We start from the raw sequence: 23,408 nt of genomic DNA, 5'->3' as shown, positions 1-23,408 counted from the left end.
GGAGCGTAGGCAGTCACCCGAGCTTCACGGGTGGCCATGCGCTCGGGGCTAAGCTCTCCTGGTCGCCTCGAACAGGAACCATGAGCGACTTTCCGCCTCGTCGATCCAGTTTTCGATCAGGCTGGCCGTGGAGACATCGCCATGCTCGTCGCAGACGTTGTGGGTCTGCCGCATGCGCTGGCTTAGCGCCAGATTATCTTCCTTCAGCTCGGCCAGCATGTCTTCGGGCGTGACGAAGCCAGCATCATTGTCCTCGATATGCTTCACTCTGGCGATGTGGCCGATCGAACGAATCGTTGTGCCGCCAATCTTGCGAATTCTTTCCGCGATGTCGTCCGTCATCGCAAAAATCTGCGCGGCCTGCACATCAAGGAGTAGGTGATAATCCCGGAAATGCAGGCCTGATATGTGCCAATGGAAGTTCCTGGTCTTGACGTAGAGCGCGAACACGTCTGCCAGAAGCACAGTGAGCGCCGCCGAAATATCCCTGGTGGCATTCGAGCCGAGATGGCTCGGCGTGCCGAGTGGCGCCTCGCGGCGCTTCCTCGCGTCTTCTATATCCATTTTGATCCCTCCTTCAGGGCTCTACCTGGGCCACGTTGGCCCGCGCCGGGGCTCCTGAGCTCCGCTTCAGGTCCGCGACCAGCATCGCCACGGCATGGCGCGCAAGCGCCTGGGTCGGGGCATTGGTGTTGCCGCTGGTGATGTTGGGCATGATCGAGGCATCGACTACCCGGAGGCCGTCGACCCCGTGAACCCTGAGCCTTGCGTCGACCACCGCTCGCGCGTCCTGGCCCATCCGGCAGGTGCCGACCGGGTGCCACATCGTCGTCACGACACGCTTCACCCATTCGCCGATCTCCGCATCCGACTGGATGTGTGGGCCGGGATCCATCTCTTCCTCGATCACCGGCGCCAACGACTCCTGGGCCATGACCTTGCGGATCGCGTGCACTGCCTCCACCGCAGCCCTTAAGTCTTCCTCTTCGCCGATGAAGTTCGGGTTGATGAGGGGCATCGATGTTGGGTCGCTGTCGGCCAACCGCACCCAGCCGCGGCTCTTGGGCTGAAGCACCACGAGTTCGAAGGTGATGCCCGAGCGGTCGCCCGCCGGGCCGAGTTGCTCGGACAAGACGATAGGAGCGTGATAACATTGGATCGTAGGCTCGGCGGTGAAATCGGACGGATTCCAGTGTGTCACCGTCTCGATGCCATTGCCCGACGCCGGGCCATCCTTGGTGACGAGATAACGCAAGCCCGCCTTCACGCTGCCGAGGCCCTGCGCGGCAGCCTGATAGCCGAGATCGCCCTTTACATAGACACGGACCGGTACCATCGGGTGGTCCTGGAGATTTTCGCCCACCTCCGGAGAATCGACGACCACCGCGATACCATGCTGTCGCAGCTGCTCGGCTGGCCCGATGCCAGAGTGCATGAGGATCGTCGGGCTATGGACGGCGCCGGCCGACAGCACAACTTCGCCGGCCGTGATCCTCTTCAGGCTCGTGTCCATGAACTCAACGCCGACAGCCCGATTGTTCTCGATCAGGATGCGAAGAACGGTCTTGCCGGTGAGAAGTGTTACGCGGCCCGAGGTGAGGTGCGGACGCAGATAAGCGTCGACCGCGCTGCATCGGCGCTGATCTCCGACCGTCGACTGCACCGGCGAGACTCCGATCTGGCTCTTACCGTTATAGTCGGGATTATAGGGAACCCCATATTCCTGGAATGCCTTGAGGCAATATTGGTTCAGCTTGTTGATGCCCTTGGGCAACTGGACCGCCAGACCACCATTTATGCCGTGATACTCGTCGTGGAAGGTGTCGTTGTCTTCCTGCGCCATGAAGACGGGAAGCAGATCTTGATACGACCATTTGCCGGTGTCGCCGACCGCGTCCTGCCACGCAGAGAAGTCGCGTATCTGACCACGGACGTAGCACATCGCATTGATCGAGGATCCGCCGCCGAGTACCTTGCCTGAGCGATATGCGCGCTTTCTACCGTGCTGGGGAACCGTCTCGTATTTCCAGACATGCCGGTCGTGGGCCAGCAGTTTGGCGAAGCCGGCCGGAATGTGGATAAACGGATCGCGGTCCATGTCGCCCGCTTCGATCAGCGCGATCGACGCATCGGTGTGTTCGGCGAGATAACTCGCGACAACGCAACCGGCCGCGCCCGCACCAACAATGACGATATCATAGGCTTCCCGGGACATCAGTGTCGTTTTTCTTTCATAGTTATCCTTCAATCAACGCCCCGTCGCTGACGCAGCGCCATCGCGGCTCCTGACCCTGAGATTGATCGGACCACTCTTTTGGAGAGTGACGTTGCGACGCCGGCGAGGGAAATGACCTCTCGCCATAGAGTCGATAGACGATCGTTATTGTCGTTGCCCGAGGTCACCCTGGCGATCTTCGCCTCGCCGGCATCGGTGACTTAGCAGAGCAGCGTCGCAGCGTTTCGCGAGACGTGCTCTCGCGCTCAACGAAGCGAATAAACGGTGCGCGTGTCACACCGGCTCCTGCCACGTCGGATGAATCGGGACCGACACTGCCGACGTCGCCTATCCGATCCGAACCCCGCACATACCCGCAATGATCGCGGCCGAGATAGCCGCGCTTATTGCGACGCCGCCGCCCCAAATACGATTTGCGGTGCGTCGATTGACGCCATGCGCTATCAGCACCATTCGCAATCCCGACGTAAGATGGCTTAGGACAAAGAAGACGCCGAGCGCGTAATGAGGCAACAGCCGGATATTCCATGCGTCATGAGTGAGCCCGGTCGGGGCTCCGATCGCGAAATTCCAGTCCGTCGGTATACCGAGAAAGCTACGAGCGTAGATGAAAACGGAGTTCATATGCCCGAGGATGTAAAGCGAGAGGTAGGCCCCCGAGCCGACCTGAAATGTCCGATGAAAGCCCTGCGGGCCGGCACTCCAACGCCATGCCAGAAACAGGCCGGTGCCGATCTGGAAAACCATGGCCGCGACCAATAGCGGTTCACCCACATCAGAGCGGTAGATAAGGCGGCCGACCTTCATGACGGCCGCATGTGCATCGGGGCCGATCAACCCAAACAAATGATTGGCTAGATGGAACGCCACGTATAGAAACAAGACCGCTGCTGTCATTCCGTGGACAATGCGCCAGCGCCCCACGGTCGGCCGCGTCGCAGCGATTGGATTGCCGGCGGTCCGTGACCAGATTGCGATTGCGAGCCAAAGCACGCACCACACGAGTTCGTCGGGGATGGGGCTATGAATCAGGACCTGAACGACGCCAAGAAAAACGAAGAGCGTTGGGGTCGTTACGCCGGCATAGGCGAGCCGTCGCGCCCCTGGATCGGCGTCGGACCGGCAAGCGAGCGCGAGCGCGAGAAACGGCACGACGAACGCCACGGCCAGGATGAAGGTCGCGGCGACAATTGCGAGAGGCGAAGGCAGTGCGTCCTGCGTGCCAACAACGGTATGGAAGGCGCGGAGTAGAAAAGGGTAGCAGATGGCCGCCGCCGCCGGAGCCAGCGCCGAATAGTCGAAGCGTGGCCCAATCACGGCGCTTCGGTCCCGCGGCCGCGCAAACGCGTTCATCTTAAACCCTTAAATATCAGCCGCCCGATCCGGCGAGTGCTCGCGCCGTATTAGCCCTCCACCATCGGCGCTATCAAGAATGATCCCGGCCCCAGCCCAAGCGCGCCGGTTAGTGACCGACCGCTGCAGACGAACGTTGGCGACGTCACGACGACGCCTTCGCAGCTTTCAGCCAGCTGCGCGCCTGCTCAATTCCGGACGCATCGCAACCGGCTCCTCAGGCGCGTTCAGGACTGACGTCGTGAGCAGGACTGCCGCAGCGAGGACCCAGTAGTACCAGGCGTCGAGCCCAGCGAATTTGAAGGCAAACGGTGCGATGACAAAGACCACCCCGACGGCGCGATCGACCCAAAGGTGCAGCCAGTAGGGAATGATGCGGACAAGCCCGGTGGGATGGTCGGTCAGGGCGGCCAAGAGCAACGCCGCCACACCGACGACAACCGAAAGCTCCACTGCAAGTGGTCCGCTTTGGCCGAGCTTCAGCACGAACGGAGCTGCGATCAAGACGATCGCGACAGGATAGTCGATCAGGTAGGCGTGGATAGACTTGGTGATGAAGCGAAACGACATCGGAGACTCCTCTGCTTGGTTACTCGAGCGGGTCCTTGCGACGTGGAAAGTGCACGCACCCAAGAGGGCGATTTCGCGTCCTGTGATGGCAGGCACTCCGTCACAGGCCAACCCGGTTAGACGAGCACTAAGGGTACGCCGGCACGCCAACCATTAGAAATGCCCGGTCGTTATCGTTTCCATTCCACTCGCCCGACGCCATGGAAGCGGGTTAGTTTGGCGCGTCGACTGCGAGTGTCCGAGGGTGGTGCTTCAGTGTCCGGCTGTCGAGGTCAGGGAAGGCTTGGTAAGACAGCATTGTTCGCTTCATGCGTAGCGCATTTGGGCGGAACCGGCCGCAGTGAACGCGTGCGCCGCATGCTCTGCCCGGACGCTGGACGCATTCCACGATTTCACGCCGTCCGAGCGACGACCGACCAGTCGCGAAGCCGCGTGACCTTGACGAAAGCGTCCAGCGCCGGCGAGTAGCGACGCCCCTGGACAGCCAGGAGCCGCACCTCCCGCGAAACTGGATCGCCTTCGAGCGGAATGGTCTTAAGCGTCGGAAGGCGCGGCATGTGCTCGGGCGCGAGTATCACGCCGAAGCCAGCAGCGGCCATGTGCTGCAGGTGCAAGTCGTGACCGCTGCAGTGGCCGAGTTGGGGCGGCTTCTCGGGGAAATACGATTGCTGGATTTTCGGGGCGACGTCGCAGCCGGCGCGTTCCAGCAAGACGGTCTCACGGAGGTCGTCGATGCCGATTGAGGGACGATTTGCGAGCCGATGTGTCGGCGCGAGAACCGCGACGTAGCGCTCCTCGAACAGCGACCAGTCGTCGATGCGGGCGGGCACGTCCCGCACGTCCCCGACCATTGCGGCGTTGATCTCCCCTTCAAGCAAGAGGTCAACGAGCTTCTCCGCCACGCCCTCGCGCAGCTCGACGTGAAGTCCAGGGACGAACTTTGCGATCTCCGCAATCGGATCGAGCACGAGCGACGCCGAGATGGAAGGGGCGAGGCCAATCTTCAGTGGCGCGACGTCCTTGCGTTGGAACTCCTGGGCTCGGCGACGCACCGCGTCTGCCGAGGCGAGTGTGCGCTCCAGCATCGGAAGGACTTCCTTGCCAAGATCGGTGAGTTGGGTCAGCTGGCGTTCGCGGTAGATCAACTGGCCGCCGAGTTCCTGCTCGAGCTTCTGCACCCCTTTGGTCAGGGCGGGCTGCGTGACATTGCACTGCTCGGCCGCGCGGGTGAAGTTGAGCGCGGATGCGACGGCGAGGAAGTAGCGAACCTGATGAAGCTCCATGGGTTGTTCTCCATCAAGTTGATGCGATCCCGGGGTTGACGATCAACCGATGGCCGGCGCAGTCGTCACGCAGCGCGGACATATGTACGGGCTCAACAAAGGCTTTGGGCCACAATCGAGCCATCAGGTCCTGCTCGCTGAGCAATTCACCGCGACGTTCAAGCAAAGCAAGTAGTATCTCCCAGGCTCGAAATCCGAATGGGAGGGGCTTCTCGCCTTTCAGAAAAAGGAGCTGCATTGGAAGCAGGCGAAACGGTCCGAATGACACTTTAGTTGGTGGAACAAAGAATCCGCGGTCCGTATCCGGAGTTTGAGAGGCGCAATTTGCGTCAAATCCCGGTTCGGGATGCGTCAAGCGACCAATAGCTGCGCGCATTATAATCTCGCATGCCTGGGAACGGCGGGTGGACAGTCTCGTTGGGCGCATTTTGATGGCTTGGAGCGTTGCGGTCGATTGCGCGGGGGTACTGTAAGGTTCGATTGTCGCTGTCTGTGCTAAGCGATCGCTTAGAAGTGAGGGCAGGCACTTCGCGCCTCGAATCCGTCAGCCGGATGGGGGCGCCTAAGGGAGGAACTCAGCGCTGCGACAGAATGCAGTGGACGCAAACTGCGAGTAGATGGCGCCCTCGGGGGAAAGACCCAGGTATGCCTTTAGGCTCAGAAATTCTGGGGCTGCTGTAGTCTTATGTTGAGGCGGTCCGCCATCCGGCTGAGTTCGGGAAGCGAACGTGCCTTCATCTTCCGCATCAGGTTCACGCGATGCACCTTCACCGTGGATTCGGCGATGCCGATATCGTTGGCAATCTGTTTGTTTAGGCGACCGGCCACGACGCCGAGCATAACTTCACGCTCACGGGAGCTGAGCATGTCGAATCGCTCCTTGAGCGCAGCCAATGCGCTATCACTCTCTCGACGGGCACGATCGCGAGCGAGGCCGGCCTCGATGGCGTCAAGCAGATCCTGATCGCGGAATGGCTTTGTAAGGAACTCTATTGCACCGCCCTTCATCGCCTGCACGGTCATCGGCACGTCGGCGTGCGCTGTGATGAAGATGATCGGCACTTGCCTGTTTGCGGCGACTAGGTCGCGCTGGAGCTCCAGACCGCTTCGCCCCGGCATTCTCACATCGAGCACCAGGCAAGTGGGACCGCCCGGCGGATCGGCGTTGAGAAAATCGGGAACAGAGGAAAATTGTCGGGCAGGCAAGCCGACTGTCCGCAACAGCCGCACGACCGAGTCGCGAAACTCGGGATCGTCATCGATAACCAAGACACAGGGATTTGCCTCACCCATTCTCGGTATCCTCCGTGGGGAAGCGCGCATTTTCCTCTATTCCGACGTCACTCTACGCACAATTAGCCGAGATGAACAGATATCTTTTGCCTAAGCGGATAGCCGGAAGCCTAAGCCATCGCTTACGGGCGCGGTCATTGCATTATTGGGGAATGTCCCGGACACTAGAGATTGCATGCAGGCGCAAGGTATGCCGCCAGTGTAGTGGAGCGAGGAAGGCGCCTGGAACCGGCAATGTTGAACCGAACACTGATAGCCATCGTCGACGATGATCAGCTCTATCGTGAGTCAATGCGAAAGCTCATAGTGTTAATGGGCTACACTGTCGAGGCGTTTCCGTCAGCAGCCGATTTCCTGGCCTCACGCTTTTTGCCGGAAACCACCTGCTTGATCGCCGACGTTCACATGCCCGGAATGACCGGAGTCGAACTGCACAGGCATTTGGTCGATGCAGGGTACGCAATCCCGACGATCCTCGTTACCGCCTACCCCGATGAGGTCGTCAGGGACCGGGCTCTAAAGGATGGGATTGTTTGCTACCTCAGCAAGCCAGTGGACGACGACTATCTCGAGCGGTGCCTGCGTTCGGCTCTGCAGCCGGGTACGCCGATTGAGGACAATTCATGAGTCGTTGTCCGCCGGCAGGGTGAACTGAAATACGGCGCCGCGAGGTTCGTTCGCTTCCGCCCACAACTTGCCCCCATGAGCATGGATGATGGAGCGGCATATCGACAACCCCATCCCTGTTCCACTGGACTTCGTGGTGTAAAAGGCGTCGAAGACTCGATCGAGATGCTGCGGATCAATGCCAGGCCCGGAATCGCGTACGGCTACGAGGGCGCCCGCCTGGTCTTGCTCGGTGCTGATCAACAGCTCTCTTGCCCCTTCCTCAACCGAGCCCATCGCTTCAGCCGCGTTCAGAATCAGGTTCAGCAAGACTTGTTGGAGCTGAATGCGATCTCCCAGAACCGGAACCACACCGTCCGCAAGCAGAGTCTGGACCGAGACGCCATTCCTGTGGATCACGCTTTGCGCCAGTACGATCACTTCGTTGGTAGCTGAATTGAGATCAAAACGCTCTTTTCGAAGAGGCGCCTTCTTGATGTGATCGCGCATCCGTCCGACGATATCCTTGGCTCGGTCCGTGTCCCTGACAACGCAAGCGAGCGCTTCCCTGGTCTCATCCAGATTTGGCGGGTTCATTTCCAAAAAACGCATCCCGGCACGGGCGTTGTTACGAGCGGTCGCAATCGGATGCAGAATTTCGTGAGACAGCGAGGCGGCCAATTCTCCCATCATGCTCACGCGGTTCATGTGGGCGAAATCCAGCTCGAGCTGTCGCAGCTTTTCACGTTCGTCCTGTGCGCGCCTTCGTTCCGTCACATCGACGGTTGTGGTGATGACCTCAGCCAGCGCACCTTGGGGGGAAAACACATGATGGCTAGTTCCTTCGACCCATTTGATTGTTCCATCAGGTAGCAGGAGTCTGAACTCGGCCATGAAATCTCTTTTCTGGCGCACAGCCTCCTGAATCGCTACCCACACTCTGTCGCGATCCTCTGGGTGAATGCGTTCCCACATACTTTGTCGGCTTGGAAGGCCCTGCAGCGGCTCAAACCCCCAGATCCTGTAACTCTCGTCCGACCAATAGAGGTAACGCATCGTCGTTGCGTTATAGACCCAATTGCCAGTGCGGCTGAGTCTCTGTGCCTGGCTAAGCGCTTCCTCGACGCGCCTGCGCTCTGTCAAATCAAGCACGAAGGCAAGGCCCTCGTCGCCTCCTTCTTTGAACAACGCGGCGCCAATAAGCACAGGAACGCGACTACCGTCTTTCCGAACATACTCCTTCTCGAAGGGCTCAACTCTCCCGGTTGAGTTCAGTTCGGCCCGAGTCAGTATGTCGCGCTCACGCCATTCGGGCGGGGACAGCTCGGTCCAGCGCACGCGGCCCGAAACCAAGTCTTCACGGTCATATCCCACGATGCGTAGAAACGCGTCATTAGCTTCGAGGATCCGCCCTTCCCGGTCGGCAATGAGGATCCCAATGATGTTGGCGTCGACCAAACGCCTGATCTTCCCTTCCCGATCCGCGAGCTCGTCATAAAGCCGCGAATTTTCAAGCGACATTGCGGCCTGCGACGCAAGCACCTTCAACACTGTGACGCGGTCGGGTGTGAAAACGTGGGCCGCCAGGCTATTTTCGAGATAGAGTACACCGGCCAATCTGCCCTGTTTGAGCAACGGCAGGCAGAGAATTGAACGGGCGTGATGCCGATGAATGTACTTATCGGCGGAAAACGGGTTCGCGACTGCGGCATCGTGGAGAAGAATGCTCTCTTTCGTCCGGATCACGTAGCGTAGGATGGACTCCGGCAGATCTGCGGCCGTTACACTTGCTCGTCGCTGACCGACAGTCACCGTATTATTGCTGGTCGTGACTTCCGCCTCAATCCGATAGCCATCACCTACCGCAAGGATCAACAGACCTCGCCCAGCCCCCGCGTGCTCAATCGCTGTGCGCATCAGCGTGTCGATCAGTTTTTCTGGAACAATCTCGCCCGACACGGCTTGCGAGACTTTGATAACAGTAGCTAAATCCAGTCGTTCGACGGGTGTCCCGATCGTGCTTGTGGGACCGGCACTTGGCTTTTCGTCCCTAAGGTGCGGATATAGTTCGTCGAGTTGGCGCACCTTGCCGTCGGCTCCCCAACGGATGTATGCGTACCGCGCGTCCTGCAGATAAGCATGCGCGATCTTCTTGAACCCGCGTGCGGCATAAAAGCGGGCGGCAAGTTCGTTGGCGAGCGCCTCGTTGTGGACAAAGCCGTGCGCGTGTGCGGAGTGGATAGCGTGCTCGTAAAGATGTTCGGCATCGAGCGCGCGGCCTTCGATCCGGGCGATCTCCGCCCCGACGAGTGCGGCGCGGTTCTCGAAGTTGTCCGGGCAAGCCGTCGCCCAGACCTCGAGCTGTCGGTGGTGCGCGGCCAGCGCCGTGACATGCTCCTGCCATGGGCCGGCCGCTGCAGACTCGCAGGATGCTGCTCTGGAGAGCGCACTGTAAAAGTGATATTCCGCACATTCGAAAAAAGACGCCGATGTCGGCTGCAGCTGATGCGCGCGCAATGAGGCTTCGAGGGCACCTGCATAGTCGCCGGCAAAGAAGCGTGCCTGCAGCTTGCGGGTCCAATACGAGCCCTCGGCCAACTTCAGATCCGGATTCCTGCAGAAACGAGCCTCCAGTAGGCCTTCGTCAAACTGCCCATCGTCAAAGCGACCGAAAATCGGCGTCAAGCCGCGGAGTGTCCGAATCAGCCCAAGCTGGCCGGCGATGGAGTCGCTCGCAAAACCGAACTGTATGTCCCGTGCAAACGCGAGACCATGCTCGACCTCAACTTGCACGTCATCGAGCGGATCGCCCGCCGCGAGAAGATACGTGTTCAGGTGGGTGTGGTAGTACGCCGCAAAAGTGAGGTCACCGATCTGGTTTGCCGTCTCGAACGCACGTCGCAGCAGATCACGACCTTCCCGGGCGTGTCTCGTCCAGAACATGAGTAAATATCCAAAGTTCAAATAGGTCCTGGCCTGGAAGCGCTTTAGCCCGCGCTGTTCGACCAGTTCATAGCCGAGGCGGCCGAATCGAAGTCCCGCCTGGTAGTCGCCGAATTCCGGTCCAGCGAGCCTGGCGAGCACTGCATAGGCGTAGCACGAGCCGTCACAATTGCCGCTTTCGAGGCTGAGATTGACTGCTCGACAGATGACCATCGAACGTAATTTCGCATCCGTGTAGTGGGCAGCCGGCCCGAGCTTCGTCAGAACATCGAGGGTCGCAAGCGATACGGCATTGTCCATCAAAGGCAGATCAATGAGGCTTTCTATCGTGCGGGAGCCGAGTTGGGACCAGATCCGCTCATACTCGCGCCGAGCCTCGTCTTCGGTTGGGTGCGGCGACCAGTCAATGCCCAGGTGGCGGAGATAGTCGAGACCGACTGCGATCGCGCGGCTGCCCTGATCCAGGGTCGTGTAAAGATCCACCTGCAGGCACGTGACGCGGGCTCGTTCGATCGTCGTTGCGGCGCGGGCCGACAGCACCGCCAGGCGCCGCTCGGCTTCCGCCAGTGCACCAGTGAGGAACTCACATTCGGACCGGTGCAGCTCCAGCTCAAAGATCAGGTCGTGCTTGCGTTCCCAAGAGTCCGCTGGCAGCAGTGCCGCGCCGGAGAGCAGATAGTTCAGCGCCGAGGCATAGGCTGTCGAGGTCTTAGCGCGTCTACCTGCGATTAAATTCAACTCTGCGACCCGCTCAAGCTCCTCAATTGACGTGATGAGATGCGAGCTGCGGTTGAGCTGATTGACGATTTCGAAGATCGCCTCTTCCAGCTTCTCTGGAGGGGTCTGCGCTGCGAGCAGCATCCCTATTCGGAGATGGGCTTCGGCACGCAATTCCTCCGGGATCAAGGAGTAGGCGGCTTCCTGGACATGGTCGTGGAGAAACTTGTAGGAATCCTCCGAACGAAAGATCAGCCCTGCTCGCACCGCTTCCCAAAGCTGGCCATGCATCTCCTCCTCGGAGTTCTGGTAAACGATGCACAACATGGTGAACCCTGCGACGTTGCCCAGGCAGGCGAGCTTCTGCAATGCGTGCCGGGTTTCGGCGGACAGGCGGTTCAGCTTCCCCACCATAAGGTCCACCACATTGTCGGTGTAACCTTTGGCGTGAATGCGATTCAGGTCCCAGCACCATCGCGCCTCGCCATAATCGAAAGTGAGCAATGCTTCGTCGGCGAGCGCAGAAATGAACTGAATAGCGAAAAGCGGATTGCCGGTTGTCTTCTCGTGGATCAGCTGTGCCAGCCGAGTGATTCTCTCTGGTTCGCTGTGAACAGAATCCGCGATTAGTTGTCCCAGGTCTTCACAGGTCAGGGGTGCCAATACGATGTCTTGCAATATCGCTCCAGCTTGGCGCATCACTTCGAGCTTGCGCATCAGCGGGTGGACGGGATCGACTTCGTTGTCGCGATAAGCGCCAATCACCAACAGGTTTTGCACATCCGGCCGGGTCAACAGATCCTCGAGCAAATCGAGCGTTGCTGCATCGAGCCATTGGAGATCGTCGAGGAACAGGGCGAGCGGATGTTCAGGCCGCGCGAATACGCCGATAAATCGCCGGAACACCAGCTGAAAACGGCCCTGCGCATCCCGTGCCGGCAGCTCGGGGACCGGTGGCTGTTCGCCGATGATGTGCTTCAATTCCGGGACGAGATCGATAATGAGCCGACCGTTCGGTTCGAGCGCCTCGAGCAGCGCCTCCCGCCATTGCCGCAGCTCCGCTTCGGTCTTGCTCAAAACCGGGCGGATCAGGCTCTGAAAGGCCTGTGCAAGGGTGGCGTAGGGGATGTCGCGCTTGTACTGGTCAAACTTGCCCGATGCAAAAAGACCGCGGGGCCGAACAAGGGGCTTATGAAGCTCGTTGACGACCGCGGACTTGCCGATGCCGGCGTATCCGGAAACCAGCACCAACTCCGGCCTGCCGCCGGCGACGATACGGTCGAAAGAGGCAAGCAGGGTATCGATCTCGGCTGTCCGACCATACAATTTTTCGGGGATCAGCAGCCGGTCCGGAGTGTCGTGTTCCCCGGGTGGGAATTCGTCGATAGCGCCTCGGGTTTCCCATTCAACAAGGCAACGCCGAAGATCGCTCTCGACACCTGCAGTCGTTTGGTAACGCTCCTCAGCAGGCTTAGCGAGCAGCTTCATAATGATCGCAGAGACGGAGCCTGGGAGGTTTTTTAACCGCTCACCGGGCGGCGCCGGCGGTCTTGCAACATGGCAGTGCACCCATTCCATCGGATCGGCCGCCGTGAAGGGCAGAACGCCCGTGAGCATTTGGTACAGCGTGACGCCGAGGGAGTAGAGATCGCTGCGGGCGTCGACCGAGCGGTTCATCCGCCCGGTTTGTTCGGGTGCCATGTAGGCAAGCGTACCGGCGATGGTCTCGGCCGGCTCGGGCGCCTGCCGCTCGCGGGACAGGCGCGAGGCAATACCAAACCCGGTGAGCCGCACGTGTCCATCCGCGCAGTCCACCACAATGTTCGCTGGCTTGATGTCTTTATGGATGAGCCCGCGCTGATGAAGCTTGCCCAGAGCCGAGGTAACAGCGACGGCAAGGCGCAAGAAGCGCCCGACCTCCATGGGCCCACCGAGCAAACGATCGAGCGGCTCTCCGCCAGGATCATCGAGCACCAGTATGGTCCGACCGGGTCGCGCGTGAGGGCCAATGGCTGGACCGCCCATGCCCCGTCGAGCTCATCTTTCAGCTCGTATTCGTGGGTCAGGCGATCGAGTCTCGCCCGCGACGGGTGGTCGGCGGCAGGGGCAACAAGCAGCACGGAAACCCGGTTGCCATTGTCGTCCAGTCGCCAACCGCGGCTGAACACGCGCTCGCCGTCCTCCCACAACGCCTGAGAGCTGCCGTCCGAGTACGCGACGTTCAGCGACTGCTGCACCATCTGTCAGACTCCGGCGTCGGGCTTCGGCTTGAAGTCGGCTGATCAAGCTCTTCGCCACACGCGGCCTCACTCGAGCCTAGAGAAATCGTACTCCATCACTCGGGAAATGCCAGCCGCCCTCTGTCTTGCCGGGTACGGCGGACGCGGATCCTCTTTCGCCTAGCAGCAATTTCGAGCGATTTGCCCACCCTGAGGGTGCAGAGGCTCGAGCTGGAACTCAGCCATCGCGAGCGCCAGCTGACCCAGCTCACCGAGCTTGGAACGGAAATACTTCCGATGCTGGCGTGCATGCTGGCCTCGGCAAAGACGGTACGTCGCCGAGCCCAGGCGCGTTCTGCGCTCCTCAGTGTAACGGAGAGAGTGTTCCGGCTGTATCGCGCATCGGCGGCCCCGCAAATCACTCCGCCGCGGCAGCGATCGTTTGAGTCGGCTTGCCCTCATTCTTGCCTTCCGCGAGGTTGCGCACCATCATGTAGAAGATCGGCGTGAAGATCAGGCCGAAGAGCGTGACGCCGAGCATGCCGAAGAACACGGCAACGCCGACGGCCTGGCGCATCTCCGAGCCGGAGCCGGTCGATACCACCAGCGGCAGCACGCCGAAGATGAAGGCGAACGACGTCATCAGGATCGGCCGCAGCCGCAACCGGCAGGCCTCGATGACAGCCTCCAGCCGCGACCTGCCCTCGAGTTCAATGTCGCGCGCGAACTCGACAATCAGGATCGCGTTCTTGGCCGCAAGTCCGACCAGCACCACGAAGCCGATCTGGGTCAGGATGTTGACGTCCTGGCCCATAATGCGCACGCCGATGGTAGCCGCGAGCAGGCACATCGGCACGATCAGGATCACCGCGAACGGCAGCGTCCAGCTGCCATATTGCGCCGCCAGGACCAGATAGACGAACAGCACGCAGATCGGGAACACATAGAGGCCGGCATTGCCACCGGTCACCTGTTGATAGGACAGATCGGTCCATTCGAGGGAAAACCCGCTCGGCAGTGTTTCGTCGGCCAGTCGCTTGATGGTGTTGAGCGCCGTCGTCGAGCTCACGCCCGGCGCCGGCTCACCCTGCACCTCGGACGCCGCGTAGAGATTGTAGCGCGCGACACGATCGGGTCCCGAGGTGTCATTGAAGTCCACCATGCTGCCGAGCATCACCATGTCGCCGGCCGCGTTGCGGGTACGCAGCCGCGCGAGATCGGTGGTCTCCTTGCGGAATGGGAGATCGGCCTGCGCGGTGACGTGATAGGTGCGCCCGAATAGGTTGAAGTCGTTGACATAGGTTGAGCCGAAATATGTCTCGATCGTGTCCGTGACGTTAGCGATAGGAACGCCGAGCTTCTGTGCCTTGACGCGATCGATATCGACGAACTGCAACGGGGTATTCGCCGTAAACGGCGAGAACACAGAGGTCAGGTTTGGCGACTTACGGGCGGCGGCGACGAGCTCGTTGCTCGCGGCTGCGAGCAACTCGGGGCCGCGCCCTTGTCGATCCTGGATGCGAATGGCGAAGCCGCCGCCGGTACCAATGCCCGGCACGGCGGGCGGCGGAATGACGATGATGAAGGCGCCCTGGATCACCGACAGTCGCTTGCGCAGATCGGCCGTGATCGCATTTGCCGACAATCCCTTCTTCTGCCGTGCCTCCGGCTCGTCGAACACCGGGAACAACGCGGCGGCGTTGCTGGCTTGCGTGCGCGTCGCGCCGGAGAAGCCGCTGAACGCCGCGACACGGACGATGCCTGGCGTATCCAGCGCAATCCGCTCGATTTCGCGCACCACCGTAGTGGTCCGCGCCAGCGACGCGGCGCCCGGCAATTGCACCGAGATGATGAGGTAACCGCGATCCTGCGACGGAATGAAACCCTGCGAGGTGGTGGCGAGCAGCCAGCCCGCGCTGCCGATCAGCGCGAGATAGATCACAAGCATCACCGCTGTATGCCGGATCACGAAGTCGGCGGTGGCAGCATAACCTTGCGCTAGGCGATCGAAGATGCGGTTGAACAGCGCGGTAAAGCCGCTCCAGCCACGCGCAACGATGTTCCACGGCGCCGACTGGCGCTTCTCTTCGTGCGGCACCAGGATCTGCGAGGCCAGCGCCGGCGACAGCGTCAGGGAGCAGAAGCAGGAGATCGCGGTAGCCACCGCAATCGTGACCGCGAATTGCTGGAAGAATTGGCCGGAGATGCCGCCCAGGAAGGCTGTTGGCACGAACACCGCGCAGAGCACAAGTGCGATCGAGACCAGCGCACCACCCACCTCCTCCATGGTCTTGAGCGCCGCCTCACCCCGACTCAAGCCATGTTCGAGATGTCGCTCGACATTCTCGACAACCACGATGGCGTCGTCGACCACGATACCGACCGCGAGCACGAGGCCGAACAGCGTGAGGTTGTTGATGCCGAAGCCGAGCGCGGCCATCACCGCAAAGGTGCCGACCAGCGACACCGGGATCGCGATGATCGGGATGATCGCAGGCCGCCAACCTTGAAGGAACACCAGCACAACGACGACGACGAGCGCCATCGCCTCGTAGACGGTCTTAATCAGCTCATGGACGGATTGGGCGATAAACTCGGTGGGATTGTAGCCGATATTGAAGTCGAGCCCCTTAGGGAAACTCGTCTTGAGCTGCGCCATCGTGTCGGAAATATGGTTCGCGGTGGCGAGCGCGTTCGATCCGGGCCGTTGCGTCACTACCATTGCGACGGCTGACTTGCGCAGTATGAAGCTGTTGGTGGTATAGGCCAGCGCGCCAAGCTCGATCCGCGCGACGTCGCGCAACCGCACGGTACGGCCGTCGGAGCCGGCCTTGACGACGATATTCTCGAATTGTGACACATCCTTGAGCCGACCGGTAAAGGCGAGGTTTGGCGAGAAAGCACGGTCGGCGATCGGAGGCTCCGCGATTTGGCCGCCGGCGATCTGCAGATTCTGGGCCCTGACCGCCGCGATGACGTCGCTTGAGGTCATGCCGAGATTGGCGATCTTGTCCGGGTCGAGCCACAACCGCATCGAATAGTCGCGCGCGCCGAACATCTGGATGTCACCGACGCCGTCGAGCCGCAAAAGTTGATCGCGGACCTGCAGCAGCGTGTAGTTGGAGAGGTAGAGCTGGTCGAACGTGTCGTCGGGCGACAGCATGAACACGACCATCAGGATGTCGGGCGAGTTCTTGCGGGTGACGACGCCGTTGCGCTGCACCTCCTCCGGCAACCGCGGCTGTGCGATCGCGACGCGGTTTTGTACCAACACCTGAGCCTTGTCGAGGTCGGTGCCGAGCTTGAAGGTGACGGTGATGGTGAGCTGGCCGTTCGAGGTGGCCTGGCTGTACATGTACAGCATATCCTCGACGCCGTTGATCTCCTGCTCGATCGGGGCGGCGACGGTATCGGCTACGGTCTGCGCCGAAGCGCCCGGATATTGCGTGGTGACTGTAACGGTCGGCGGCACTGCCTGCGGATATTCCGAAACCGGCAGCGTCTGGTAGGCGATCGCGCCGACGATCACAAGCACGATCGACAGCACCATCGCCAAGATGGGCCGGTTGATAGAAAGCTTTCCGAGATTCATGGCTTGACACCTGCCGGAGTGCCGTCCCCTCCCCGCGCCTGCGCCAAATTAGGCGTCACCTTGGCGCCAACGCGGGCCCGCTGCAGCCCGTCGATGATGACGTGATCCTCCGCCTTGAGACCCTCCCGGATCACGCGCAGGCCGTCGTCGAGCGGCCCGAGCGTGACCGGCCTTGCTTCCACCGTGTTGTCGTCCTTGACCACGAACACGATCTTGCGCGACTGGTCTGTGGCGACGGCGGCGTCCGGGATCAGCAGCGCCTCATAGGGCGAGGAGCCGATGATCCTGACGCGCCCGAACTGCCCCGGCAGAATCGAGAGATCCTTGTTCGGGACGATCGCGCGGCTGCGCAGCGTCGCGGTCGAGACGTCCAGGCGGTTGTCGAGGAAGTCCATCTTGCCCTCGCGCGAGGGCTTGGTCTCGCCGGTCAGCTTCACCTGCACCGGGTTCGGCGTGTCGCGCGAGCTCGGCCGCTTGCCTTCAAACCACAGCTTGCTGTTGCGCTGATAGGTCGCCTCGTCGACGTCAAAATAGATGTAGATCGGATCGAGCGACACGATCGAGGTCAAGAGCGTGGCGCCGCTATCGGCGCCCTGCACCAGATTGCCCGGCGTCACCAGATGCCGGCTGACGCGGCCGGTGATCGGTGCCAGCACGTGGGTGAACTCGACATTGAGCTGCGCGGCCTTCAGCGCACCCTCGGCCTGCGTCTCAGCCGCATAAGCGGCCTGCAAGGCCTGACGGCGCTGATCGACCACCTGTACGGAAACTGCGCTGGTCTGGACCAGGTTCAGCCCACGGTCGAGTTCACGCTTGGCGAGCTCTGCCTTAGCCCGCGCGTCGTCGAGTTGGCCCTGGGCTTGCGACGCGACCGCCTCGAACGGACGCGGATCGATGATGTAGAGCAGATCGCCCGCATGGACAATCGCACCGTCCTTGAACTGGACGCTGTTGACAAAGCCGCCGACCCGGGCGCGGACCTGGACCTCCTCGACCGCCTCGAAGCGGCCGGTGAACTCGTCCCAGTCGGTGACCGTACGCTTGACCGGTTGCGCGACTGTCACCGGCGGCGGCGGAGGCGCAGCCAGCTGCGATTGCGCCCTCTCGTCGCAACCAACGACGGCCAGCGCGAACAGCAGACTAACCGACCCGCCACCACATCGTCGAAGGCGCCGAAACGAACCGCGATCGAGCCGGGGCACCGGAGCGGGATGCTCGGTTCTATCAGTCGTACTCCATGGCGCGACAATTTCGATTGCGTCATTGCTTTGCATATCGCCCCCGCCTTTCAATTTCCCATCGTGTTCCGCGTGTCGATCGCGGCAAGCGCAAGCTCGGAACGACGGTGCTTTCGACAATGACCTTGCAACGTCGGTGAAGAAAATCACCTCTCGCCATAGAGTCGATAAACGATCGTTATTGCCGCTCGCCCCGCGGCGTGATGCCGTAGCGAGGAATCCCACGAGCCGCATGGCGCTCGAAGCCTACGTTGTTATTCTGCGGAGACTTCCAAGCCGCGTTCAGTGGCTAAATCGGCACCCAAAGCGGTCGCGGCTTGCACAACCGGCGCCGCGAGATTCGCGCAGTGAGCCCGAGAGTAGCTCGTACGCGGCGTACGAGAGCGGCAAAATGCGCACTCATGTCCAGCATGAATGACTTAAACGCATTTTTACTGTCTAGCGCGTTTTGGAGGGATTGTTCATTTCCGCGCCAAACAACTCAAAGATCATTCAGGAGGCGCGTTCCACGGATTTCCTCGTCGCGGAGCTTCGACGCTGACTTCGCGGAGCATTCCTGCCGGTTATGGATATGATAGCTTTACCCGGATGGTCGCCGGATTTAGTTGCTGAATGCAACGGCCGGAGCGAACGCCGCGCTGAAATCTCGCACCAACTCTGAGACCTGCTCTGCGATGTTGCTGGCGTACACACTGTCGATGCTCGTGGATCAATCATTCGAACAATCGGGACCTAATCATGACCAAGACCCGCGAAGTTGTTGTCGTAAGCGACCCTACTAATCTTGGCGCGCTGGTAGGCCATGTCGGCGAATCTCAATTTCCTGTCGGCGGTCCGGATTGTGTCGGTCATATTTCTTCTGGTCCCAATCCTTACGACCTTCTTAGCGCATCTCTCGCTGCATGCACGGCTATGAGCATTCGTTTTCAGGCTCGACGCCAAAAACTTCCGCTGGAGCGGTTGGAAGTGGGCGTCAGCTTCCACCATGGCGCTCAAGGCGAAAGAGACTCGTTCGCACGCACCCTCGTGCTGGGGGGAGAACTCGACGCTCAGCAGCGCGCATTCCTGCTGGAAGCCGCAAACCTCTGTCCCATTGGCAAAATTCTCGGCATTGGTGCGGATATTAACACACGCCTGGACGCTACTATTTCCGGCCACAGCCCAAGCACTCGGGCCAGCTACGAGGATGATCTGGCTCAACTTCCGATCCCGAATATCACTCCGGATTGAGTGTCTCTCGTGCAGTCGATCATTGTACTGGGGCATCGCAGCCTATCATACCCGCAGGGCCTGCAGTTCGGTGGACCCGCGATGCCGGATGCCGCGACGGGCTAAAGCCTACCGGCTCCTGTCGTACGGGCCCTCGCCGAACCCAACCTTGTCGTATTGGGAAGACGTGATCCCCAACCTCGGATGGCCAACGTTTCGCGCGAAGACTGATCCGACGCGAATCTCAACCCAACGTTCTCGCGTTCTCCCTCGCCCTTGCTTGTTCGACCAGCATGGCCTCGGCACCAATAGCGGCCCGCTGACGACAATCCGGCCGCCTCCTGATCTTGCCCCAACAAGCGGCTTTCTTCCGCGCATTCCAGCTCTTTCTTGCGTCCTCAGTACCCAAGGCGGGCATTCGTTCCGCGTTTCACTGCTGACGCGCTTTGATCTTTCGCGTCGATGGCATCGATTCCATAGCCACAGGTCATTGGACCATCGTGTTTCGCGATCGTATTTTTGTTCGTCCGTAAGGCAATTCGGAAGATGACGACATACCACACAGGGGAGGTTGACGATGAGGGCAATCGTCGTAACGGACCAGGCTGCGGGAAACGCCGGCATGAGGCTCAAGGAGCGGCCCGAGCCGCAGGCTGCGATCAACGACGTCGTCGTTCAAGTTTATGCGTCGGGATTCGTCGGGACCGAGCTGTCGTGGCCCTCGACCTGGACCGATCGCCTCGATCGTGGCCGAACACCGTCGATTCCGGGGCACGAGTTGGCCGGAGTGGTCACCGCTCTCGGATATGGCACGACGGGCCTGTCAGTGGGCCAGCGGGTGTTCGGCCTCGCGGACTGGTATCGCGACGGCACGCTGGCCGAGTATGTGGCGATCGAGGCACGCAACCTCGCGCCGCTGCCGGGCGACGTCGATTTCACCGTGGGCGCAAGCCTGCCGATCTCGGGTCTGACTGCGTGGCAGGGATTGTTCGTGCACGGCCGCCTTCATGCGGGGCAGAGCGTTCTCGCGCACGGGGCGGCCGGCGCAGTCGGGTCGATGGTGACGCAACTGGCACGAGAGGCCGGCGCCTACGTCATCGGCACCGGACGTGCCGCCGATCGTCAGACGGCTCTCGACTTCGGCGCGAATGAGTTTGTCGACCTCGACAACGACGCCCTCGAAGACGTCGGAGGAATCGATCTGGTGTTCGATGTCATCGGAGGCGACATCGGGAAGCGTTCCGCGCGCCTGACTCGGGCTGGAGGAACACTGGTGTCCATCGTCGGGCCGAACGAGACGCGGCCCGCCGATGGCCGAGCGGTTGACTTCGTTGTTGAGTCCGATCGCGCCCAACTGAGTGAGATCGTGCAGCGGGTGTGGGACGGACGACTGCGGACGAACATCGGCACCGTCGCGCCCCTCGACGATGCCGTCGCCGCCTTCAAGCCAACCGCGCGCCGCCCGGGGAAGACGATCATTCGCGTTCGTCCGTAAACGACACGCCTTCGATGCGCGCGGCCGGCCGCGTCCTCATCAGACGCGCCGGCGCAACCTGTGAAACTACCCACGGCCCTTGGCATAATGCCGAACGGGCTCAATCCCTGCAGCCTTTCCCGCAAAGAGAGCGAAAGCACTCTTGTATCTCAACCTGTCCCTTCAAGCATAGGAATCACCATGACTAACGAATTTACCATGACCAACGCGGTCATCGAATGTATCCTGAGCCGCAGCTCCACCAAGTACTATGACCCTGCCGCCACTCTGAGCGACGATCAGATCCGCGAACTAGTGCGAATCGGCACCACTGCGCCGACATCCTTCCATTTGCAGAACTGGCGCTTCATCGCCGTACGCTCGCCTGAAGCCAAGGCTCGGCTGAGTCCGATCGCCTGGAAGCAGCCTGCGATCACTGACGCCGCTGTTACCTTCATTGTCTGCGGCCAGCTGGCTGATTCCAGTGTAATTCCGGACCGCCTGGCGCCGGTGGTGGAGGCGGGGATTATGCCCGCAAAGTTGATACCGGATTGGGAAATCCCCGCACGCGATCTCTATAAGGACTATCCGCAGCGCCAGCGCGACGAAGCAGTGCGCACCGGCGCCTTCGGCGCGGCGGCGATGATCTATGCGGCCCGATCGCTAGGCCTGGGTTCGACGCCGATGATCGGTTTCGATGACAAAGCGGTGCACCGCGAGTTCGGACTGGCTGAGGACGAAATACCGGTCATGCTGTTGTCCGTAGGGGCGGAACGTCCGGGAAACTGGCCGCAGAAGCCGCGCCGCGCGGTGGTCGATGTGCTGGATCTCATTTGATTATTTGTGAAACCGATAACTTGCGGAGATCATGATGCCAAGAATTGCAGCTCTAAAGCCGGAACAGGTGCCGGCCGATTCGAAACCGACCCTCGATATGTTCACCAAAAACCTCGGGTTCACTCCAAATATGATGGCTACCTTCGCGGCAAGTCCGATCGCGTTCAACTCATGGGCCACCCTGCTCGGCTCCTTGAGCAAGGCGCTCGACGTGAAGACGCGGGACAGCATCGGCCTCGCCGTCTCCGAAGTGAATGGCTGCGACTACTGCCTGACGGTCCACAGCTTTACGGCCGATCATATGGCCAAGCTGCCGGCCAATGAAATCATTCTTGCTCGGAAAGGCCACGCCAGCGACCCGAAGCGGGACGCCGCCATCCAGTTTGCGCGCAAAGTCGTTGAAGCCCGCGGCAAGGTCAGTGATGCCGATCTGAAAGCCGTCCGCGATGCCGGCTACACGGATGCGAACGTCATCGAGATCGTCGCGCTGGTGGCCATGTACTCTCTGACGAACTTTTTCAATAACGTGTTCGATCCCGAGAAGGACTTTCCCGCCGTTGCGCTGGCGGGCTCGATCTGAACTTTATCCGGTCGCAACGACCGTCTCTCAGGGTGGCTGGAGCCTTTATGTGATGCAAGCATAACGCCAGAGCCCGGATGCATCCAGGAAAGATTTTTGGGAACCCGTCCGGGCTTTTGCTATCTGCTGACAAGGTTAGGATACTGCATGAACTCCGGGCCGCTGCGCTTCATTCGTCAATCGCTCACCTGGTGTGATGTCCCCGCCCAAACATGATGTATTCAGCCAGCACATGAATGGGCAGCAATTCGACGATCGGCGGGTGTTCAGTAGCGAATGAGTCCGAACAGGCCGAATAACCCGTCCGCATCCTGCCAAGCCTCGGCAACGCTCCATCCGCCGGAACGGGCCAGCCGCTCGAAGCTCCCCGCGGTATATTTTCGGGAGCTCTCAGTGTGGATGGTTTCCGATGTTCTGAAATTGAACGTCCGCCCACAGAGTGTACGCGCTGTTCGCATAAGCTGACCAAGTGCATCTCTACCGCCTTCTCGATCTCGTTCCATCGCGCCGCGTGCTCGATCCTCTTACGTTTCTGCAAGGAAGCCATCGGCAATATCGATCGGCACGTAGCGTCGCGGGTCGCGCAGTCCTTGCAGTACAAGCTCCGTTTTAACGCCGGCCCCCCGCACCGCTCGTGGTGTAACCAACGGCTCGGCAGTGCCTTCACATCAGCGGATAATCCGCCGACGACATCTCGAGCAAATGCATTTTCAACAGGGCAGATGCTGTTTTGCGTGAAGCATATTTTCCGCTTTCGGCACACGGCGGATGACGGCCGCGGTAAACTCGCGGCCGATATCACCACCGTAGATTCTCGGCTGGCGCAGCGAGTAGCTTATTTGACGGGCGTGGTCAGCGCTTTGTCATTGGTGTCGAGGACGAAGACAGCGAGCAGCTTTGCCGGCTCGGTCCTGCTCGCGTTGCGGCTGATCGAATGGGTCGCGCCCGGCGGTTCAGACCAGCTCTCGCCAGCCCGATAGATGCGCGTCTCGCCATCATTCACCTTCGACTCGATCGCGCCCGAGATCACGTAGGCGTAGATGAAGGCCGACTTCGCGTGGGTGTGGGACGGAGAGGCCGCGCCCGGCGCGTACTCGACCTCCACGGCGATCAGCGACTTGCCAGGGATATTGGGAATGGCCGACTCGAAGTTCTTCGTGACGGTTTCCGCTTCGCCATCGCGGGCGTAGACCGGGCTGGCCATCGAGAAGGCGAAGGAGGCGCAGGTGGCCGCAATGATGGTTCGGATCTTCATGGG

The 23,408-nt window shown here is 60.7% G+C and carries 16 protein-coding genes and 1 pseudogene; 5 read left to right on the top strand and 12 right to left on the bottom strand.

The window, feature by feature from the left end:
* Positions 1-48: 48 nt before the first annotated feature.
* The 7 genes from ACZIRK_RS27495 to ACZIRK_RS27465 form a co-directional block, all read right to left on the bottom strand.
* Positions 49-564, bottom strand: coding sequence for a Dps family protein (locus ACZIRK_RS27495; RefSeq protein ID WP_456646103.1), 516 nt, complete (start codon positions 562-564; stop codon positions 49-51).
* Between the two features lie 13 nt (positions 565-577).
* Complete coding sequence (locus tag ACZIRK_RS27490; protein ID WP_130226040.1) at positions 578-2,215, bottom strand: GMC family oxidoreductase; 1,638 nt, start codon at positions 2,213-2,215, stop codon at positions 578-580.
* Between the two features lie 348 nt (positions 2,216-2,563).
* Entirely contained in the window at positions 2,564-3,400 is an 837-nt protein-coding gene (locus ACZIRK_RS27485) for a hypothetical protein (RefSeq protein ID WP_245474722.1), read from the bottom strand.
* A gap of 357 nt (positions 3,401-3,757) precedes the next feature.
* On the bottom strand, positions 3,758-4,159 hold the full coding sequence (locus tag ACZIRK_RS27480) for an SPW repeat domain-containing protein (RefSeq protein ID WP_130226038.1): 402 nt from the start codon (positions 4,157-4,159) through the stop codon (positions 3,758-3,760).
* Positions 4,160-4,551: 392 nt separating this feature from the next.
* Positions 4,552-5,442 carry a LysR family transcriptional regulator gene (locus tag ACZIRK_RS27475; protein WP_474418537.1) on the bottom strand — a complete coding sequence of 297 codons (891 nt, stop codon included), beginning with the start codon at positions 5,440-5,442 and terminating at the stop codon, positions 4,552-4,554.
* Positions 5,443-5,455: 13 nt separating this feature from the next.
* Positions 5,456-5,818 carry a winged helix-turn-helix domain-containing protein gene (locus tag ACZIRK_RS27470; RefSeq protein WP_130228105.1) on the bottom strand — a complete coding sequence of 121 codons (363 nt, stop codon included), beginning with the start codon at positions 5,816-5,818 and terminating at the stop codon, positions 5,456-5,458.
* Between the two features lie 281 nt (positions 5,819-6,099).
* A complete protein-coding gene (locus ACZIRK_RS27465; RefSeq protein WP_130228104.1) occupies positions 6,100-6,735 on the bottom strand; it encodes a response regulator transcription factor in 636 nt (211 codons plus the stop codon).
* A gap of 234 nt (positions 6,736-6,969) precedes the next feature.
* Here ACZIRK_RS27465 and ACZIRK_RS27460 point away from each other — a divergent pair, with 234 nt between their 5' ends.
* The gene (locus ACZIRK_RS27460) at positions 6,970-7,362 is read left to right on the top strand and encodes a response regulator transcription factor (RefSeq protein ID WP_130228103.1); all 393 of its coding nucleotides are present in this window, start codon (positions 6,970-6,972) and stop codon (positions 7,360-7,362) included.
* On the opposite strand, the pseudogene ACZIRK_RS27455 reads toward ACZIRK_RS27460, so the two are convergent.
* The 3 genes and pseudogenes from ACZIRK_RS27455 to ACZIRK_RS27445 form a co-directional block, all read right to left on the bottom strand.
* Positions 7,357-13,241, bottom strand: a pseudogene (locus ACZIRK_RS27455) (AAA family ATPase). The gene ACZIRK_RS27460 and the pseudogene ACZIRK_RS27455 overlap by 6 nt on opposite strands.
* A gap of 397 nt (positions 13,242-13,638) precedes the next feature.
* On the bottom strand, positions 13,639-16,812 hold the full coding sequence (locus ACZIRK_RS27450; protein ID WP_130228101.1) for an efflux RND transporter permease subunit: 3,174 nt from the start codon (positions 16,810-16,812) through the stop codon (positions 13,639-13,641).
* A complete protein-coding gene (locus ACZIRK_RS27445; RefSeq protein ID WP_165435395.1) occupies positions 16,809-18,014 on the bottom strand; it encodes an efflux RND transporter periplasmic adaptor subunit in 1,206 nt (401 codons plus the stop codon). The genes ACZIRK_RS27450 and ACZIRK_RS27445 overlap by 4 nt, the downstream gene beginning before the upstream one ends.
* A 774-nt stretch (positions 18,015-18,788) precedes the next feature.
* On the opposite strand from ACZIRK_RS27445, the gene ACZIRK_RS27440 reads away from it, so the two are divergent.
* The 4 genes from ACZIRK_RS27440 (at position 18,789) to ACZIRK_RS27425 (ending at position 22,150) form a co-directional block, all read left to right on the top strand.
* Positions 18,789-19,280, top strand: coding sequence for an OsmC family protein (locus ACZIRK_RS27440; RefSeq protein WP_130228099.1), 492 nt, complete (start codon positions 18,789-18,791; stop codon positions 19,278-19,280).
* Between the two features lie 556 nt (positions 19,281-19,836).
* Positions 19,837-20,754 (top strand): NADP-dependent oxidoreductase, encoded by a 918-nt coding sequence (locus ACZIRK_RS27435; RefSeq protein ID WP_456646111.1) that lies wholly within the window; start codon positions 19,837-19,839, stop codon positions 20,752-20,754.
* Between the two features lie 180 nt (positions 20,755-20,934).
* Positions 20,935-21,570, top strand: a complete 636-nt coding sequence (locus tag ACZIRK_RS27430; RefSeq protein ID WP_130228106.1) for a nitroreductase family protein — start codon at positions 20,935-20,937, stop codon at positions 21,568-21,570.
* Between the two features lie 34 nt (positions 21,571-21,604).
* Positions 21,605-22,150: a carboxymuconolactone decarboxylase family protein gene (locus ACZIRK_RS27425; protein WP_130228097.1), complete on the top strand. Its 546-nt coding sequence runs from the start codon at positions 21,605-21,607 to the stop codon at positions 22,148-22,150.
* A 266-nt stretch (positions 22,151-22,416) separates the two neighbouring features.
* Here ACZIRK_RS27425 and ACZIRK_RS27420 read toward each other — a convergent pair whose 3' ends face one another.
* Both ACZIRK_RS27420 and ACZIRK_RS27415 read right to left on the bottom strand, forming a co-directional pair.
* Positions 22,417-22,608 (bottom strand): L-histidine N(alpha)-methyltransferase, encoded by a 192-nt coding sequence (locus ACZIRK_RS27420; RefSeq protein ID WP_463328415.1) that lies wholly within the window; start codon positions 22,606-22,608, stop codon positions 22,417-22,419.
* Between the two features lie 377 nt (positions 22,609-22,985).
* Complete coding sequence (locus ACZIRK_RS27415) at positions 22,986-23,405, bottom strand: cupin domain-containing protein (RefSeq protein WP_130228095.1); 420 nt, start codon at positions 23,403-23,405, stop codon at positions 22,986-22,988.
* Positions 23,406-23,408 lie beyond the last annotated feature (3 nt).

This window comes from Bradyrhizobium sp. Leo114 (assembly GCF_055229415.2).
This window is presented reverse-complemented; position numbering and strand designations above follow the sequence as displayed.